Raw genomic sequence first — 16,032 nt, forward strand, 5'->3', positions numbered from 1 at the left:
GTGCTCCTTCAGGATGCCAATGATCTGCTCTTCGCTAAAACGGCTTTTCCGCATCGTCTGTCTCCTCGTTTGGAGAACAGGCTAACTTCAAACCGCGGACTTTTCAGGGGAGCAGGTCAGGTCATATGGCTCGTCCAAGTTCGCTTCAGAATGCTTGAATGAGAACATATCGTGATCAAGAGCTGGACGAAACGGAGATTGGTATCTACAGCAAAGGCGAAAGACCTCTGAGACACGATCAGATGACAGCCACGCGCACGAAGCGGACACACGCGTCAGCCGGGCCTCATCATGGTGGACCGACACTACCGGCCCGGAGCGGCCTGTCGCGAGAAATGCAACAAACAGCAGCGATGCGCTCGAAGCAGCCGGATAAAACCAAATGCATCGTGCTGTCTCGTAAATGCCTGTGCCGACTGGAGCCGCCCAACTAATTTGGCCGGTCATATTGGGAGCGCATCCTTTTCGTACGGCGGGCTTTGTACCGCAATTTCGCCGCAAGCGACGCATGCGCGACTGAGCTCGTTGGGCTTACGTCAAACGCGTCACTGGCATTAGAACGAGAATCGGGTGCGCAGGCCGAAGATGGCCATGGAGTCCCGATCCGGTGTGAGAGCGGGATTGTCGATAAACTGGATCGATGGCGTGATCGCGAGATTCTCGGCAAGCTGTAGACGGTAGAAGATCTCTGTGGTCGTTTGCGGGTCCAGGCTCTCGTCGGACGGTTGGCCCCAGTTTACGGCGGCGCCCATCAGGTCTGCACGATGTCGCGCACGATAGACGGCTCCGACGGTGTAGCTTTCATTGTAAAGGGGCGCGGCCCCTTCAGACCAGCCTGCGCGTATGAAGGGCATGAAGACGTCGTCGAACGTCCAGTTCGCTCCAATGGACAAACCCAGGCTTTCTTCGGTCCCGGTTTCTTCACGCTCATCGACGTGCCAGTAGGTCAGGTGCACGTTGGAAAAATATCGCTGCTCGATTGAGGGAGACCATCCCACTTCCACCGTCTTGTACAATTCGAAGGCGTCATCGAAGAGTTCCGGGTCGGTCGTCGTTCCATTGGCATCGTTCACGGCCGCCTTGATATACCAGCTGTCATTGAACCAGTGACCGATGCCGATCCCTGTCGAGAAGTCCGGGAGCGCGATCGAGGGATTGAGCAGGATTGCAAGGTTCGAGAAGGCCGTGCGCGGATTGGCATATCCCAGCGTGTCGAAGAAGTCGTTCGGATCGTAGCGACCGGCAATGATCCCTGTCCTTCCGCCGTTGAAGGATTGCTGCCAGTTCAGATCCCCAAGCACCCATTCGGTATCGCTGAAGAGTGTACCGGGCACGCCGAGGTAGCCATTGGCGAAGCCCGCGTCGGCGGGCGAAATATCCGTGAAGGCGTGGCGGTTCTCGAAGCTGAAAACGAGCGTCCCCTTGTTCGGGCCATTCCGATTGACCAGATCCCAGCGGCCGAACACCTTGAAGATGCCACTGGAATAGTCGTCACCTTGTCCTTGCAGGGGATCGTCCACGTATTGGTAGAGGGTTGCGTAATCGAAGCCGAGTTGCAGGCCGGTCTGTTCCTGCAACCTCTGCTTGGCGTCGAACCAGGGCGTGAGGGCGCGATCGAATGCCGGGAAACGGAACGCAGGGTCCTTCGGCGCGGCGTCTTCAGCAAGCTGGGACGTCGTCGCGGCGGGGCCGGCGAACCCCCGATTGTCCGCTTGAAGGCTTCCGTTGTCCTGAAGGTCCGTTTCCTGCGCCAGCGTCGGGAACGCCAGGGTGATGGCTGCAAGTGCCGCTGCGCCCCCGACCGACATCGCTGATGGCCGGTCAGTTACCATCGGTTTCGCTCCCCTTTGCCGCCCGCAGACGTTCGGCAATTTGCGCCGCCCATTCATTGGTCGCCATACCAGTCGCTTGGCTCGACACCGTTCCGCGACCAGAGGCTTCCAACGCCTCGACCTCCATCGCGAATGTCGCTCGCATCGGCACAATGCCGTCCACGACCATTACGTGTCGTTCGGACGGCTCGATGCTCAGATGGCCTGAAACACGCATCGGCTCGTGCATCATGCCCGGTGTCCAGTCGAAGGGCATGTGCAGACGGATCATCTGGTTCGGGGGTGGCGGGGGCATGTGCGAACACATGCCGGCAGCCGGGACCAGATAGGCGGTTGGCGCACCGTCATCATCGAGAGGCCCGGGGACGGCGAAGCCGGCAAGTACCACTTCCGCACCGTCGACAGCCGGATTGCCGGCCTTTGCCGCGCGTTCACGGCGTTCTGCCACGACCCAACGCTGCGATATCAACCAATCAATGTCGATACCGGCTGCAGTCAGGTCAGCCTCGGCTTCATCGAGCTGTGCCTGCAACTGCGCGCCACTGTCCTCGGCGGAGCCGCTTTCCAGTCGGTTACGCAGTCGGGCGACAGTCGCGAGCGCCTCGATCTGATCATAGCTGAGATCGCGATAAGGATCGTCATAGACCTGTGCCGACGGGTCGATCAGGTCGGCCCATCGCAACAGGCTGTCAGCCGAGGATACCCCGGCCGACAGCATTCCGATCATCGCAAGAACGAGAATTCGCATGTTCCGCTTCCTTCTGTTTGCCCGACTTAGTGGGGGAACTTCGCCCCAAGCACCCAGTGGCCTTCGTTCTTCAGGGGTTCAAAGCGGCTCTCGCTTTCCTGCGGGTAGCGGATCTCCTGTCCCGGGGTCACGCCCTCCAGCACCTTGGAGTCATCCACGACCACGGTACCGTTGACGAGAACATAGGGAATGCCCGTGGTCGGCAGGCCGTTCTTGCCTTCCGCGTAGTCGGAGTTCTCGGTAACCGTCTCCGGGTTGAAGATGGTGATATCGGCGATCATGCCTTCCTGGATACGACCACGCCTTTGCATCGCTACCAAACCGGCATCGCCCATGAACTTCGCCGCGTTGTAGCTGAGGTTCTCGATCAGACGCATCCACGGGACGTCGTTTTCGCGCGCCAGCCGCAAGGATTTACCATGGGTGCCGGACGTGCGCGGGTGATAGGCGCCGAGTTCGAACGGATCATACCAATCCAGAATCCGGCCTTCGCTGTCCTGGGTCAGCATGGCGTCTCCCGCGATTGCCACGCCGGGCAATCCAATCCATGGAACGACCCATTCTTCTGGACGGATGAACGCGACCACAGCGCGTCCCGGATCGTTTTCGCGGGCATCTATGATTTCCTCTTCCGTCAGGAAACGCCCCTGCGCGGGGTCAAGGACCTTGTTCTCGAAGGTCTCGAAGGTCGCCTTCCATTGCTCCGGCTCGAAGAAGTCAGCGCCGATATTGGTGGAGCCGGAGAGATATGGATAGACCTCGCCCATGACATTCATCCCACGGGCGCGCGCGCCGACGAGAAGTTCCTGCACCAGCGGCCAGTTGTCGGCATTGAAGTGGCAGTACAGCAGCGGTGCGTCGAGAACGAAGGCATTGGTCATGACTTCGGCGCCCGCAATCGAGTTTTCCTTCGGCGGTTTGGTTTCGAGGTACCTAACGTGCGCGGCGGTCATCCGCCCGTAATTGGCAGCGACCTTCTGGGTCTCGAACATTTCCCGCGAGGTAATGCCAGTAGACGCGTACCCGACAAGCGACCCGATCCCGAGGGCGCCTTCCATCAAACCCTGGTCCAGAATCTGGAGGGTCTGATTCATTTCCTCCACGGTGGAGATATGTGTCGACCACGAGGCAACCCCGTCTTCAACCGACCTTGCCCGGGCCGGGAAAAAATCGCGCATGTCGCGCAGCGAGGACTGCTCCAGACCGTCCAGAACGATCATCCGGGCAAACTCCTGCGCCACCGTGGTGCCGTAGTTCAACTGCCAATTGCCTTCGCGCTCATCGTACCACTCGGCGATATTCATGGAGCCAGCCTCCAGATCCATCCCGGTGGTCACGCCGTTACGCAGGCTCAACTTTCCTCCATGTTCCGTGGCCGCACCATGGTTGTGGGTATCGATGAAACCGGGCGAGACGATATGCCCGGTCGCATCAATCACGCGGTCGCCTTCGATCTCCTGATCGGTGATCTTGGCGATCAAGCCCGCCGCGACACCGATATTGGCGACCTGATCGAACCCGGTTTCGGGATCCATCACCCGGCCGTTCATGATGACGACATCGTAGGTTTGCGCGCTGACGCCGTTGGCGGCGGCGATGATCGCTGCCGATAGAAGTAGTCGTTTCATAGGAGTTCTCCCTTTCTTGTCGAACGGGGCGGCCCGAGGTCGGCACGTGCCCCAGCCAGTTTCAGTATGTTTCAGACGTTCTCAGCGTCGACGGGTCGGGCTTCTGCAGATATTCCGGCGTCCAGTCGCTAAGCGTGTTCTTGTAGATCCGGCCGTCCTTCATGATGATTGGAAGCGTCGGAATGTTCGGCCCACGCGGCTCGGCGTCGTACCATTGGGCGTTGCCGCCGATGACCGTGATGTCCTCCAGCGGATTACCGTCGACGACGAGGATGTCCGCATAGGCGCCTTCCTCGATCACGCCGAGCTTGCCCGGGTACGGGTTTGCCTGCCCGGAATATGCCAGAAGCTCGCCGGCGGCAGAGGTCGCGGAAACGAGCATCGCGTGGTTTCCGAACAGATCCGCATGGAACCACTTCTCGTAATCGATCTGCCCGCGCATTGCTTCGGCGGTGGTGAAGACGACATCCGTTGCGAAAGCCATGGGCGGCCGGATCGCCTTGACGTTTTCGACGTAGTCTTGCGATTGCGCCTGAGCGTTCAGGAGCTTGGACCTGTTCGGCTCGGCCTGAAGCGCGGGGAGCTGTTGGAGGTAAGGCGAGATCCCGGTCATCTGCGAGACGAGAAAGACGCCATTGTCCTTCATCAGCTGCATGGTGTCCCGGCTTGCGAAGAAACCATGCTCGATACTCTTCACGCCTGCGTCAACGGACCGGCGAATGCCTTCGTCCGAGAAGACATGCACGCCGACATAGGTATCCCAATCCGCTGCGGCCCGCACGGCGGCCTCGATCTCCTCGGGGAAGAACTGCATCGTGTGAAGCGGATCGAGGGTTGAAGACACGCCGCCTCCGGCCATCAGCTTGAGTTGGCTGGAGCCCTGCGAAAGGTTCTGGCGCACAGCGGCGATCACCTGATCCACGCCATCGGCAATGATGGTGATACCGAGCCGCTGTAGATTGTTATCATTGGCGAATGGCGGCAGGTTGGGGTTGCGCTGCGAGCCGTTCCGGAAATCCCCGTGGCCCGATGTCTGCGAGATGTAGGCCCCGCTGGGATAAATACGCGGCCCCGCGACAAGGCCGGCATCCACCGTCTTCTTCAGGCCAGATCCGCCACCGCCCATGTCACGAACGGATGTGATGCCGTTCAACAGGTACTCGACGGCCATGTGCACCGAGCGGGAGCCGATCTCTTCCCAGCTCGCCCTTTCCATCCCTGCCACGCCGCCATCCATGTTCATGTAGAGGTGCGAATGCGCGTCAATGAGGCCGGGCATAAGCGTGCGCTCGTCGCAGTCAACCACCTCGGCCCCTTCAGCGGCAAGCGAAGCGTCCCCCACGGACGCGATCAGGTTGCCTTCGACCAAAACGTTCCGGCCTTCGGCGAGGCTCTCCGCAATACCGTCGAAGATGTTGCAATTAGTGAACAGGACTTGTGGCGGTGTGACTTCCTGAGCTTGCGTCTGCGTTGCGCCGGCGAGACAAACACATGTCGCGGCGAATAACGATGTTGCTTTGGGATAAATCCTCATTGTACTGCGCTCCTCCCCGATTGAATTGGGAGCTTAGCGAAGTCTGGCGCCTGGCTTCATTCATCCTGCTGGAAGAAAGTGGAATCTGCGGTGGAATGAATGGTCTCTCGATCCCTGTATGCTACCTTGCATCATGGGCAACAGGCTGGCACCCACTCTCAGCATTACGGTAGCGCATCCTTTCGTGGATGCACTTTTTGCGCATGGAGTGCTGCGCGAAGAGGTGGCCGAGCACCTTGGCGTACCCGTCGAGGCCCTCAACGACCAGGCTTTCCGCGTTCCTGCCAATACGCTCTACCGGTTTTGTCGATGGAGCGTGGAGAAGGTTGGCGACCCTTATCTCGCTGCACGCCTGGGCCAACGCATGGCGAACGGCGGTTGGGCGCCAGTGCTCACACTTCTAAGGGAGTCGAAGAGCCTGATCGCGTTCTTGACGTCCATAAGTAACTTAACGGAAAGACATGGTGGCCCTTTGGCGTACAGGCTCGAAGCAGAAGGACCGAACGCGCTCTGGAAACTGGTCCGCGCAGATATCGGTGTCTATGAAGCCGAGTATGCCGACGCCACGGCCGTCGGGTTCTTCACGGAGATTCTTCGACGTGCCGCCGGAACGGATTGGGACCATGCCGGGATTACGGCGATCACGACGAATGCGAGCCTGATCCCACGAGATATCCTTCCCGGCACCTGCGTGCTCACTGGCGTTTCGGGCATAGCCATTCGCTTTCCTTCTGCCTGGCTGGCTTATCCCATGCCTGCCGTCGGAACCCGCGATGAATTGCACCCGATCGACCTCGAGCATAGCCTGCCAGATACCGTTGGCTCAGTGTGTGTCTTGATCGAGAGGCATCTCTCAGACGAAAACCTGACGATCGACAAGGTGGCGTCCCTGATTGGAATGACGCGATGGCATCTCCAGTCAGCCTTGAGCGAAGCGGGAACAAACTTCGCCGCGCTGAAGACCGAGCTACGCATCAAGCTGGCGAAAGAGGCTTTGACTTCGTCGGAGGCAGGCATTTCCGAGGTGGCAACCTCGCTTGGCTATTCAAACGTCTCAAACTTCTCACGTGCTTTTCGGGATTGGACGGGCGTGTCACCCAGACAGTTCAGAAACGCCGGCAGAGGAGAGCCAGCGCCCGGAGCCGACAGTTCATAGCGCCGGGGTCACTGAAAGCTATCCGTCTTTCTTGACGGAAATGACGTCCATGACCCCAATCCCCTTGCGATTGCGAAGAACGGTCGTTTCAACCGTTTTTCCGACCTCGATGGTTGCAGCGGCGAATGTCGGAACTCCGCCCTTTCGCGACCTTTGTGCAGGATGCAGCATTATGCCATTAGCTGACACGAATGGCGGGAAGCGGACCTTCGCTGCGTCCGCACAAAAGGCCACCTCTCTGGATTACGACTCTCCGGGTTCGGGTGAGACACCGCGCGCTGGTTCAGCGGGCCGCGACAGCGGCCCGCGGTCAGTCCTACCAGGCGTTGTAGCCGAGGTATTTCCCGGACATCTCGATCTTGACCCGGTCGCCTTTCGGGTTCGCGACGCGCTCGACCGTCATGTCGAAGTCGATCGCGGACATGATGCCGTCGCCGAACTTCTCGTGGATCAGCGCCTTGATGGTGGGGCCATAGACGCCGACGATCTCGTAGAGTCGGTAGATGCAGGGGTCGGTCGGGACGGTCTGTTCCCAGACCTTGGTGGGGCTTTCGACCATTGCGTCGATGGCCTCTTCCGGCAGGTTAAGCAGGGCGACGAGCGCCTTGGCCTTTTCTTCGGTGAAGGCGTTCATGCCCATTGCGGCGGAATGCGTCCAGACCGGGGACATTCCGATCTTTTCGGCGATGCCTTCCCAGGTCAGCCCGGCCTTCTTCTTGGCGCGGATGATCAGGACGGTGACGTCTTCCTTGGTAAGGTCTTCGGTCAGTGACAGGTCTTTCATGATAGTCCTCCGGGGTTGGGTCAGCCGACCAGTTGGACGGCAAGGATGAGGCAGAGCACGGCAAGGATCGCCGAGACGGACTGCCAGAAACGGACGGGATTGCGTTCGGCCAGCGGCACGTGCCGCGTGGCGCTCCAGGTGGCGCCGGGGCGGCTGAGGTCGGTCACGAACTCCGACAGCGCGTCGTAGCGGCGCAAGGGATCGGGATGGGTCGCGCGGCGCAGGGCCTCGTCCATCCAGGCGGGCACAGGGCTGTCGTCGTCACGGGCCGGAGAATAGGTCAGCCGCATCTGGTCCCGGCGATTGCTGATGCGCGCCACCTGCGTGCCATAGGGCACACGGCCGGTCAGCATCTCGTAGGCGATGGCGCCCAAGGCGTATTGGTCCGAGCGCCAGCTGATCGGATCGCCCGAGAAATACTCCGGGGCGGTATATTGGTAGGTGCCCGGAAGTTCGCCCAGCATGCCGGGCATCGCTTCCTCCACCCCGGCGACGGAGGTGGAGCCGAGGTCAATGATCTTCACAGTCCCGATGTCGTCGATCATGACGTTCTCGGGCCGGAGATCCTGGTGCACCATCTCGCGCCGGTGAAAAGCCCTCAGACCGGCGGCGATCTGGCCGATGATGTCGCGCACCTGATCGAGCGTCGGGCGCGGGTTGTCCGTCATCCACTGGCGCAGGGTCACGCCGGGAGCGAACTCGGTCACAACGTAGAGCGCGGTGCGCCTCTCCGGCGTGTCGGCGGCGCGCAGCACATGCGAGGAGCTGATCCGCCGGGCGATCCATTCCTCGAGCACGAAGCGACGCAGATAGTCCGCGTCGAGGGCGGTATCGGTCGCGGGGATCTTCAGCGCGACCCGTTGGCCGTCGGGGGCGGTAGCGAAAAAGACATGACTGCGCGCGGTGGCGTGGATCTGGCGTTCGACGCGGAAGCCGTCAATCACGTCCCCGGACTTCGGCAGCGGCGGCACCGGCAGGCGCGGCGCATCAATATCCAGATCGACAGAGCCGGTTGGCAGGCTGTCGACGCGGACGATCTGGACCGTAAGGTTGTCCTGGCTTCCAGCGACGCGCGCCGCATCGGCCAGATAGCGGGCAGCCTCGTCGAGGGTCGATGCCTTCAGAGCCTCCCGCAGCGTGGTGGCGGTGATGAACTCGTGCACGCCATCGGTGGTCAGGAGGAAGATATCGCCCTGCTTCAGCGGCACGCGGCTGTAGTCGATATCGACGGTCTGCTCCGCGCCCATGGCGCGACCGAGATAGCTTTCCTCGGCGGAGAGAGTCACACGGTGATCTTCTGTCAGCGGCTCGAGGCTCGCGCCGGTCATGCGACTGACGCGGCTGTCGCCGACATGGCAGATATGGCCTTCGCGGCCTTTCAGGATCAGCGCCGAAAGGGTGCAGACGCGGCCCGCATTCACATCCTCGACCGAGGTGTTTTGGCCATGCAGCCAGGCGTTGGTGGCAGCGATCACCCGGGTTGCGGCGGTTTTGACCGTCCAGGCATCCGGGGTCGCGTAGTAATCGGTCAGGAGGGATTTGACCGCGGTCTCTGCCGCTTCGCGGCTGACCTTCGACGATGATATCCCGTCGGCGACGGCAAGAGTGATACCCTTCAGCGCAAGGTTCAAGCCGTCAGGGATCAGCGCGCCGTGGAAATCCTGGTTTTCCGGTTTGGCGCCGGCACCGGAATACTGGCCAATCGTGACCGAAAGGGTCGCGGGGGCGTTGGTATCCTTGGGCATGGCACTCTCCGGAATGAAAAATGGCCCCGCTTGCGCGGGGCCAGGACAGGGGAGGTTTATTCCGCGGGGACGCCTGCGACGTCGTCGTTGCGGTTCGCGTTGCGCTTCGGGCTTTCACGGAAGTGCGTTGCGTAGATCATGCCGCCGACGAAGGTCAGGCCACCGACGAGGTTACCCAGAACGACGGGGATCTCGTTATACATGAAGTAGTCTGCCCAGGTGAACTGGCCGCCCAGCATGATGCCCGAGGGGAACAGGAACATGTTCACGATCGAGTGCTCGAAGCCGAGGTAGAAGAAGACCAGGATCGGCATCCACATCGCCATGATCTTGCCCGAGGTTGAGGTCGACATCATCGCGGCAACGACACCGGTCGAAACCATCCAGTTGCACAGGATTGCGCGGACAAAGACGGTCAGCAGGCCTGCGCCACCGGCGGCGGCATAGCCGAGGGTCCGGGCTTCACCGATCGATCCGATCTTCTGGCCGACAGCGTTCGGTTCAGCCGAGAAGCCGGTGGTGAAGACGACGGCCATCAGGATGGCGGTGGTCATGGCGCCGGCGAAGTTGCCGCTGAAGACGAGGCCCCAGTTGCGGAACACGCCGCCCCAGGTGCAGCCCGGACGCTTGGCGATGACGGCCAGCGGGGCCAGGGTGAACACGCCGGTCAGCAGGTCGAAGCCCATGAGATACAGCAGGCAGAAGCCGACCGGGAAGAGCAGCGAGGCCACCAGGAAGTTGCCGGTGTTGACAGCGATGGTCACGGCGAAAGCTGCCGCGAGGGCCAGGATGGCGCCGGCCATGAAGGCGCGGATCAGGGTGTCCTTAGTGGACATGAAGATTTTGGATTCGCCGGCGTCGACCATTTTGACCGCGAATTCCTTGGGGGTAACATACGACATTGCGTATTCCTTTCAGAGAGTTGCAGGGCCTGAGGTCAGGCGCCAGGGTTCAAGTTCAGGTAGATATCCCGACCGTCGAGACGGACGGGGAAGGTTGCGGACCGGCCCTCATCGGCGCCCTGCGCCGAACCTGTGGAGAGCGAGATGACCCAGTTGTGCAGGGGGCAGGTCACGCAACCGTCGTGCACGATCCCCTGGCTAAGCGGCCCGTTCTTGTGCGGGCAGTTGTCTTCGAGAGCGAAGATTTCGTCGGCGGCGGTGCGGAAGACGGCGATCTTGGTCGCGCCGTTTTCGACGCAGCGGGCGCCCTGTTGCGGGATGTCGTCGATGGTGCCGATCAGGCGCCAGTCCAGGTCGAGGTCAGAGACATTGGCGTTCATTCTGCGGGCTCCATGCTTGTGGCTGCGTCGGCCTTGCCGAAGACGGCAAGCGGGTTGAACTCGTGCTTGTCGACGCCAGAGACGCGCTCTGACCAGGGATCGGTCTGGGAGTTTTCCTGGGAGATGACGAAGCGGTCGTAATAGGCGCGGCGCGAGGCGAGATCATCGAAGATCGCGGCCTTCACGGTGTCGTAGCCGACGCGGTCTGCCCACTTGTAGATCCGCTCGAGGTAGAAGCCCTGCTCGCGGTACATCTGGGTCAGGGCCCCCGCGATCTCGAGGACCTCTTCCTCGGTCTTCACCGTGCCCAGCTCGGTCGTGCCCTGAATGTGCAGGCCCGCCGCGCCGCCGTAGACGATCTGATAGCCGCTATCGACGCAGATCACGCCAATGTCCTTGCAGGTCGCTTCCGCGCAGTTCCGCGGGCAGCCGGTCACGGCCAGCTTGACCTTCGCGGGCGTCCACGAGCCCCAGAGGAACTTTTCCAGCTTGATGCCGAGGCCGGTGCTGTCCTGCGTCCCGAAGCGGCACCAGGTGGACCCGACGCAGGTCTTCACGGTCCGCAGACCCTTGGCGTAGGCGTGGCCGGAGACGAGGCCTGCGTCGTTCAGGTCGGACCAGACGGCAGGAAGGTCTTCTTTCTTGACGCCCAGCAGGTCGATGCGCTGGCCCCCCGTGACCTTCACATCCGGAATGTTGAACTTGTCGACGACATTGGCGATGGCGCGCAGCTCGTCGGCAGAGGTCATGCCCCCCCACATCCGCGGCACGACGGAATAGGTGCCGTCCTTCTGGATGTTGGCGTGCACGCGTTCGTTGATGAAGCGCGACTGCTGGTCGTCCTTGTATTCGGTCGGCCAGTCGCTGAGCAGGTAGTAGTTCAGCGCCGGGCGGCACTTGGCGCAGCCGTTGGCGGTGGACCATTCCAGCTCTTGCATGACCGCGGGGATCGACTTCAGCCCCTTCGCAACGATCAGGCGGCGGACCTCGCCATGGCCAAGCGTCGTGCAGCCGCACATGCCTTCGGCCTTTTTCTCGAAGCTGTCGCCAAGGGTCAGCGCGATGACAGACTCGACCAGACCAGTGCAGGTCCCGCAGGAGGCGGAGGCCTTGGTGTGCGCGCGAACCTCGGCCAGCGAGGTCAGGCCCTTGTCGTTTATCGCGTCGACGATCTTGCCCTTACAGATGCCGTTGCAGCCGCAGATTTCCGCGTCGGCGGACAGGTTGGCCACGGCGGCGAGCGGATCGGCGGCAACGCCGCCGCCCTGGTGCGCCTGGCCGAAGATCAGCGTCTCGCGGATCGCCTCGACACAATCGCCGGATTTCAGGAACTCATTGTACCACATGCCATCGGCCACATCGCCGTAAAGCACGGCGCCGATCACCTTGTTGTCCTTAAGGATCACGCGCTTGTAGCTGCCACGCGCGGCGTCACGCAGGACAACATCCTCGCGGTCCGGGCCGTCGCCGAAATCGCCGACGGAATAGAGGTTGATGCCGGTCACCTTCAGCTTGGTCGGCGTTTCGGCATGGGCAAAGGCGGCGGCCTCCCCGGTTAGGGTTGCGGCGGCGACCTTCGCCATCTGGTAGAGCGGCGCAACGAGCCCGTAGACCATGCCGCCGACCTCGACGCATTCGCCGACAGACAGGATGTCCGGATCGGAGGTGCGCATCTGCGCGTCGGTGACAATGCCCCGCCCGACCTCAAGCCCGCTGTCCTTGGCCAGCTGGGTGTTCGGCCGGATGCCAACGGCCATGACGACGAGGGAGGCGTCGATCACGGTGCCGTCCTCAAGCTCGATCCCCTCGACCTTGTCGGTGCCCAGAACCTGCTTGGTATTGGCGCCGCAGCGGATCTCGATCCCGCGGCCTTCCAGTTCCTTCTGGAGAAGGTAGCCCGCGGCCGGGTCCAGCTGGCGCTCCAGCAGGGTTGGCATCAGGTGCAGGACGGTGACCTCCATCCCCTGCGCCTTAAGGCCGGCGGCGGCTTCCAAACCAAGAAGGCCACCGCCGATCACCACGGCGCGGCCGCCCCGGGCTGCCGCGACCTTCATGGTTTCGACGTCATCGAGGTCGCGATAGGCAATCACGCCCGGCAGCTGATGACCCGGAACCGGGATGATGAAGGGGTTCGATCCTGTGGCGATGACAAGCTTGTCGTAAGCGGCAGTGATGCCACCTTCGGAGGTGACGGTCTTTGCGTCACGGTCGATGGCGACGACCTTTTCGCCCCGGTGCAGCATGATCCCGTTGTCCGCATACCAGGCGTCGTCATGGATGACGATGTCATCAAAGCTCTTCTCGCCCGACAGGACTGGCGACAGCATGATGCGGTCGTAGTTCACCCGCGGTTCGGCGTTGAAGATGGTGACGTCGTAGGCGCCCTGCGCTTCGAACAGGTGTTCCAGCATACGGCCGGGGGCCATGCCGTTTCCGATGATGACGAGTTTCTGCCTGGACATGATGTCCTCCGGTTCGGTGGTGCGGAACCGGGTATGTCCGGGCCGCGGCGGTTTCTGTCAGGGAAGGCTTGAGCCAGGACGTGGCAGGGCGATCCCGAGGTCTGAGAATTCAGAACTTCGAGCAGCACCATTGCCGCATGGCCTGTGGTCCGGGGACCGGTGGCCGAAGTGACGGAAATCGCCGCGCCGTTGCGGCGGAGTGGAGACGATATCGCCTCGCTTAAACATGCGGTAACTTAGAATGTATTATTGGCGCAATCCCTTTTTTGCGGGAATGGCGATTTTTCCGGTTCCAGACAGGATTTGCCTGTTGCGCGAGCAGATTCTGCGCGCGGCTTGGACAGATTGTCCTGCCGGATGAGCAACTTTTGAACCATTCGCGAAACCACGGTTCGCGCGGGACCAAGGCCATCGGGCATACCTACAGGATGCCCGGGATCATCGGTCCGGAGAGGCTCGTGACGATTCGTGTTACTTGGCTGGGACGTGATCTTCCTGCGTGCGTGCGGCGCCAAGAAGGATCGACAATGTGCGGGGATGAGCCAGGACTGAATCAGCCAGGCTGAAACGGTCAAGGGACTGATAGAAAGCGTCTTTCGCTTCTTTCAGCCCGCGAACAAGGCCGCATGATCCCCGCAGGATGCAGGTTGAGCAATCGACGAGAGGATCATCGCCTTCCATGAAGCGAGCAACTTCGCCTACCCGGATTTCCGCGGCAGGGCGCGCCAGGGCGACGCCGCCGGACCGTCCGCGGGTGCTTTTGAGGAATCCACCATCGACCAGCTGGTTCACGACCTTCATCAGGTTGCTCTGCGACAGACCGTGGGCCCGGGTCATCTCGGATATAGGCACAACGCGATCCTGATGCGCTCCGAGGTATAGGCAGACGCGTAGGGCGTAATCCGTGAACTTGGACAGGTTCATAAGAAATCCCGGACTATAAACGCTTCAATCTTGAGGCATGTATAAAGGGCCGTCAAGTTCCTTAGGCCGCGGATTTGACCGAGACGGCCCCAGTGGCCAGCGGCTTCGGGTATCGCACCATGAGAAGGGCCGGGCTCTGGATGCCATGAGTGACAACCGTTTCGGACAAGGCGCCGAGCGTCGTCGATACCTTTCGTTGCCGGTCCGTGCTGACAGACGCCACGATATCCACCGGACAGGCGGAGGGAGCGCCAGCACCAAGGAGGTCAGCCTCGACCTGAGCGGCCTTTTCGACAGCCATGTAAAAGGCGATGGAGGTCCCCGGTCTTGCCAGAAGCGCACGATCCGGATCGGCGTCTCCGGGGCGGCAGGTGCCGGTGGTGATGACAAAGGTATCGGTTTCGCCACGCTCGGTCAGCGGTTGTCCGAGGGCGGCGGCGGCAGCAGAGGCCGCGGTGATGCCGGGAACGATTTCGACGTCGATACCTGCGGCTTCGGCGGCCGCAATCTCTTCGCTGGCGCGCCCGAAGATCGACGGATCGCCGGATTTCAGCCGCACCACGCGTTTCCCTTGCGATGCTTCGGCCACGATCATCCGGTCAATCTTGTCCTGGGGCCAGGCACAGGCACCGACTTCCTTGCCAACGAAAACCCGGTCGGCGTCACGCCGCGCCAGTTCCAGAACATCGGGATCGACAAGACGGTCGTAGAAGATGATGTCGGCCTGCTGGAGCCGCTGCACAGCCCGCATTGTCAGAAGGTCGCGCGCTCCGGGCCCGGCACCGACCAGCGCGATATGCCCGTTGTTTTCAGGTGTCTGACGATCTGCAATTGCCTGTTTGAGCAGCCTTGCCGCGTCTCGTTCGCGGCCATCAAGATGTGCGCGCCAAGCTTCGCCCTTGAACGCCCATTCCCAGAAGCCACGCCGCGCAGATTGCGGAAAGGCTTCGGCAACGGCCCCACGCAGACGCCCGGCAAGGGCGACGAAAGACCCAAGGTGCGGGGCCAGCATCGTCTCGATCTCGGTCTTGATCGCGCGCCCCAGAACCGGCGCAGCACCTTCGGTGCCAATGGCGACGACGACGGGGTCGCGATCGACGATCGACGGGGTGAACGCGTCGCAAAGCTCCGGCCGGTCAATGACGTTCACCACGGCGCCCGCCGCGCGTGCCATGCGCGCGAGAGACAGATCGAGGTCCGCGTTACCGGTGCCGATGAAGACAAGCGCGGCATCTTTGAACGTCTCGTCGCAGGGCGCGAGGTGATGATCCGCGCGTCCGGATGCCACGAGTGCGGCAAGTTCGGCGTCCAGCTCCGGCGAAAGGACAGTGATCCTGGCCTCGGTTTTCAGGATCAGGCGCGCCTTGCGGGCAACCTCTTCTCCCCCGCCGCACAACACGACACGGCGTCCATCCATCCGGAGAAACATCGGAAAGGTTTTCATCGCATAACTCCGTAAACGCGAAAAAGGCCGCCGACACCTACGTGACGCGTGTCACGCAAAGTCGAGCAGCCTTGCCCATCAGCCCATGTTCGGGAATCAACGACGCCATTGCCGTTTACGGGAGCTTATTTGCCGCTCTTCTTCGAGGCAGCAAAAGCATTCGAAATTTTGGAATGCTTTTTCGGGTGACGCCTCAAGGGGCCGCTGCGGTGCCAAAAATCTCATGACTGAAGGTCGGCATAGGGCCGGCCGCTACCGACCGGCCCGACTTCTCAGAGCTCCACCGCCTCCGCGATGGCGAGCGCATCTTCGAGCTCGACACCGAGGTGGCGCACCGTACTATCCATCTTCGTATGGCCGAGCAGGAGCTGCACTGCGCGGAGGTTGCCAGTTTTGCGATATATCTGCGCCACCTTGGTCCGCCGCATGGAGTGCGTGCCGTAGGCACTCGGCTCGAGACCGATAGACGTCACCCAGTCCCGCACGAGGCGGG

Annotated in this window: 12 protein-coding genes and 1 pseudogene; 1 reads left to right on the plus strand and 12 read right to left on the minus strand. The window is 61.7% G+C overall.

The window, feature by feature from the left end; genetic code table 11:
• Window positions 1-554 precede the first annotated feature (554 nt).
• From KUV62_RS22345 to KUV62_RS22360, 4 genes are all read right to left on the minus strand, one after another.
• Window positions 555-1,832 carry a carbohydrate porin gene (locus tag KUV62_RS22345; protein WP_222605974.1) on the minus strand — a complete coding sequence of 426 codons (1,278 nt, stop codon included), beginning with the start codon at window positions 1,830-1,832 and terminating at the stop codon, window positions 555-557.
• Window positions 1,822-2,580, minus strand: coding sequence for a DUF3299 domain-containing protein (locus tag KUV62_RS22350; RefSeq protein ID WP_222605975.1), 759 nt, complete (start codon window positions 2,578-2,580; stop codon window positions 1,822-1,824). Before KUV62_RS22350 ends, KUV62_RS22345 begins: the two co-directional genes overlap by 11 nt.
• 26 nt (window positions 2,581-2,606) lie before the next feature.
• A complete protein-coding gene (locus KUV62_RS22355; RefSeq protein ID WP_222605976.1) occupies window positions 2,607-4,208 on the minus strand; it encodes an amidohydrolase family protein in 1,602 nt (533 codons plus the stop codon).
• A 61-nt stretch (window positions 4,209-4,269) separates the two neighbouring features.
• A complete protein-coding gene (locus KUV62_RS22360) occupies window positions 4,270-5,742 on the minus strand; it encodes a metal-dependent hydrolase family protein (protein WP_222605977.1) in 1,473 nt (490 codons plus the stop codon).
• A 133-nt stretch (window positions 5,743-5,875) separates the two neighbouring features.
• Between KUV62_RS22360 and KUV62_RS22365 the strand changes: the two genes are divergently transcribed.
• Complete coding sequence (locus KUV62_RS22365; protein ID WP_222605978.1) at window positions 5,876-6,898, plus strand: helix-turn-helix domain-containing protein; 1,023 nt, start codon at window positions 5,876-5,878, stop codon at window positions 6,896-6,898.
• Window positions 6,899-7,214: 316 nt separating this feature from the next.
• On the opposite strand, the gene cynS is transcribed toward KUV62_RS22365, so the two are convergent.
• The 8 genes and pseudogenes from cynS to KUV62_RS22405 form a co-directional block, all read right to left on the minus strand.
• On the minus strand, window positions 7,215-7,682 hold the full coding sequence (cynS, locus tag KUV62_RS22370; RefSeq protein WP_222605979.1) for a cyanase: 468 nt from the start codon (window positions 7,680-7,682) through the stop codon (window positions 7,215-7,217).
• A gap of 20 nt (window positions 7,683-7,702) precedes the next feature.
• Window positions 7,703-9,427 carry a bifunctional protein-serine/threonine kinase/phosphatase gene (locus KUV62_RS22375; protein ID WP_222605980.1) on the minus strand — a complete coding sequence of 575 codons (1,725 nt, stop codon included), beginning with the start codon at window positions 9,425-9,427 and terminating at the stop codon, window positions 7,703-7,705.
• Between the two features lie 56 nt (window positions 9,428-9,483).
• The gene (locus KUV62_RS22380; RefSeq protein WP_222605981.1) at window positions 9,484-10,329 is read right to left on the minus strand and encodes a formate/nitrite transporter family protein; all 846 of its coding nucleotides are present in this window, start codon (window positions 10,327-10,329) and stop codon (window positions 9,484-9,486) included.
• A 35-nt stretch (window positions 10,330-10,364) separates the two neighbouring features.
• Window positions 10,365-10,709, minus strand: coding sequence for a nitrite reductase small subunit NirD (nirD, locus tag KUV62_RS22385; RefSeq protein ID WP_222605982.1), 345 nt, complete (start codon window positions 10,707-10,709; stop codon window positions 10,365-10,367).
• Window positions 10,706-13,171 carry a nitrite reductase large subunit NirB gene (gene nirB, locus KUV62_RS22390; RefSeq protein ID WP_222605983.1) on the minus strand — a complete coding sequence of 822 codons (2,466 nt, stop codon included), beginning with the start codon at window positions 13,169-13,171 and terminating at the stop codon, window positions 10,706-10,708. Before nirB ends, nirD begins: the two co-directional genes overlap by 4 nt.
• 471 nt (window positions 13,172-13,642) lie before the next feature.
• Window positions 13,643-14,095, minus strand: a complete 453-nt coding sequence (locus KUV62_RS22395; protein WP_222605984.1) for an RrF2 family transcriptional regulator — start codon at window positions 14,093-14,095, stop codon at window positions 13,643-13,645.
• Between the two features lie 61 nt (window positions 14,096-14,156).
• Window positions 14,157-15,539: a siroheme synthase CysG gene (cysG, locus tag KUV62_RS22400; RefSeq protein WP_222605985.1), complete on the minus strand. Its 1,383-nt coding sequence runs from the start codon at window positions 15,537-15,539 to the stop codon at window positions 14,157-14,159.
• A 272-nt stretch (window positions 15,540-15,811) separates the two neighbouring features.
• A pseudogene (locus KUV62_RS22405) lies at window positions 15,812-16,032 on the minus strand (integrase); the annotation flags it as partial.

This window comes from Salipiger bermudensis (genome assembly GCF_019801965.1).
GTDB lineage: Bacteria > Pseudomonadota > Alphaproteobacteria > Rhodobacterales > Rhodobacteraceae > Salipiger > Salipiger bermudensis_A.

Excerpts from the sequence above, each read along its gene's own strand:
- KUV62_RS22380 (WP_222605981.1), bottom strand. The coding sequence starts at position 10,329 with ATGTCGTATGTTACCCCCAAGGAATTCGCGGTCAAAATGGTCGACGCC.
- KUV62_RS22360 (WP_222605977.1), bottom strand. The coding sequence starts at position 5,742 with ATGAGGATTTATCCCAAAGCAACATCGTTATTCGCCGCGACATGTGTT.
- nirD (WP_222605982.1), bottom strand. The coding sequence starts at position 10,709 with ATGAACGCCAATGTCTCTGACCTCGACCTGGACTGGCGCCTGATCGGC.
- cynS (WP_222605979.1), bottom strand. The coding sequence starts at position 7,682 with ATGAAAGACCTGTCACTGACCGAAGACCTTACCAAGGAAGACGTCACC.
- KUV62_RS22345 (WP_222605974.1), bottom strand. The coding sequence starts at position 1,832 with ATGGTAACTGACCGGCCATCAGCGATGTCGGTCGGGGGCGCAGCGGCA.
- cysG (WP_222605985.1), bottom strand. The coding sequence starts at position 15,539 with ATGAAAACCTTTCCGATGTTTCTCCGGATGGATGGACGCCGTGTCGTG.
- KUV62_RS22375 (WP_222605980.1), bottom strand. The coding sequence starts at position 9,427 with ATGCCCAAGGATACCAACGCCCCCGCGACCCTTTCGGTCACGATTGGC.
- nirB (WP_222605983.1), bottom strand. The coding sequence starts at position 13,171 with ATGTCCAGGCAGAAACTCGTCATCATCGGAAACGGCATGGCCCCCGGC.
- KUV62_RS22350 (WP_222605975.1), bottom strand. The coding sequence starts at position 2,580 with ATGCGAATTCTCGTTCTTGCGATGATCGGAATGCTGTCGGCCGGGGTA.
- KUV62_RS22355 (WP_222605976.1), bottom strand. The coding sequence starts at position 4,208 with ATGAAACGACTACTTCTATCGGCAGCGATCATCGCCGCCGCCAACGGC.
- KUV62_RS22365 (WP_222605978.1), top strand. The coding sequence starts at position 5,876 with ATGGGCAACAGGCTGGCACCCACTCTCAGCATTACGGTAGCGCATCCT.
- KUV62_RS22395 (WP_222605984.1), bottom strand. The coding sequence starts at position 14,095 with ATGAACCTGTCCAAGTTCACGGATTACGCCCTACGCGTCTGCCTATAC.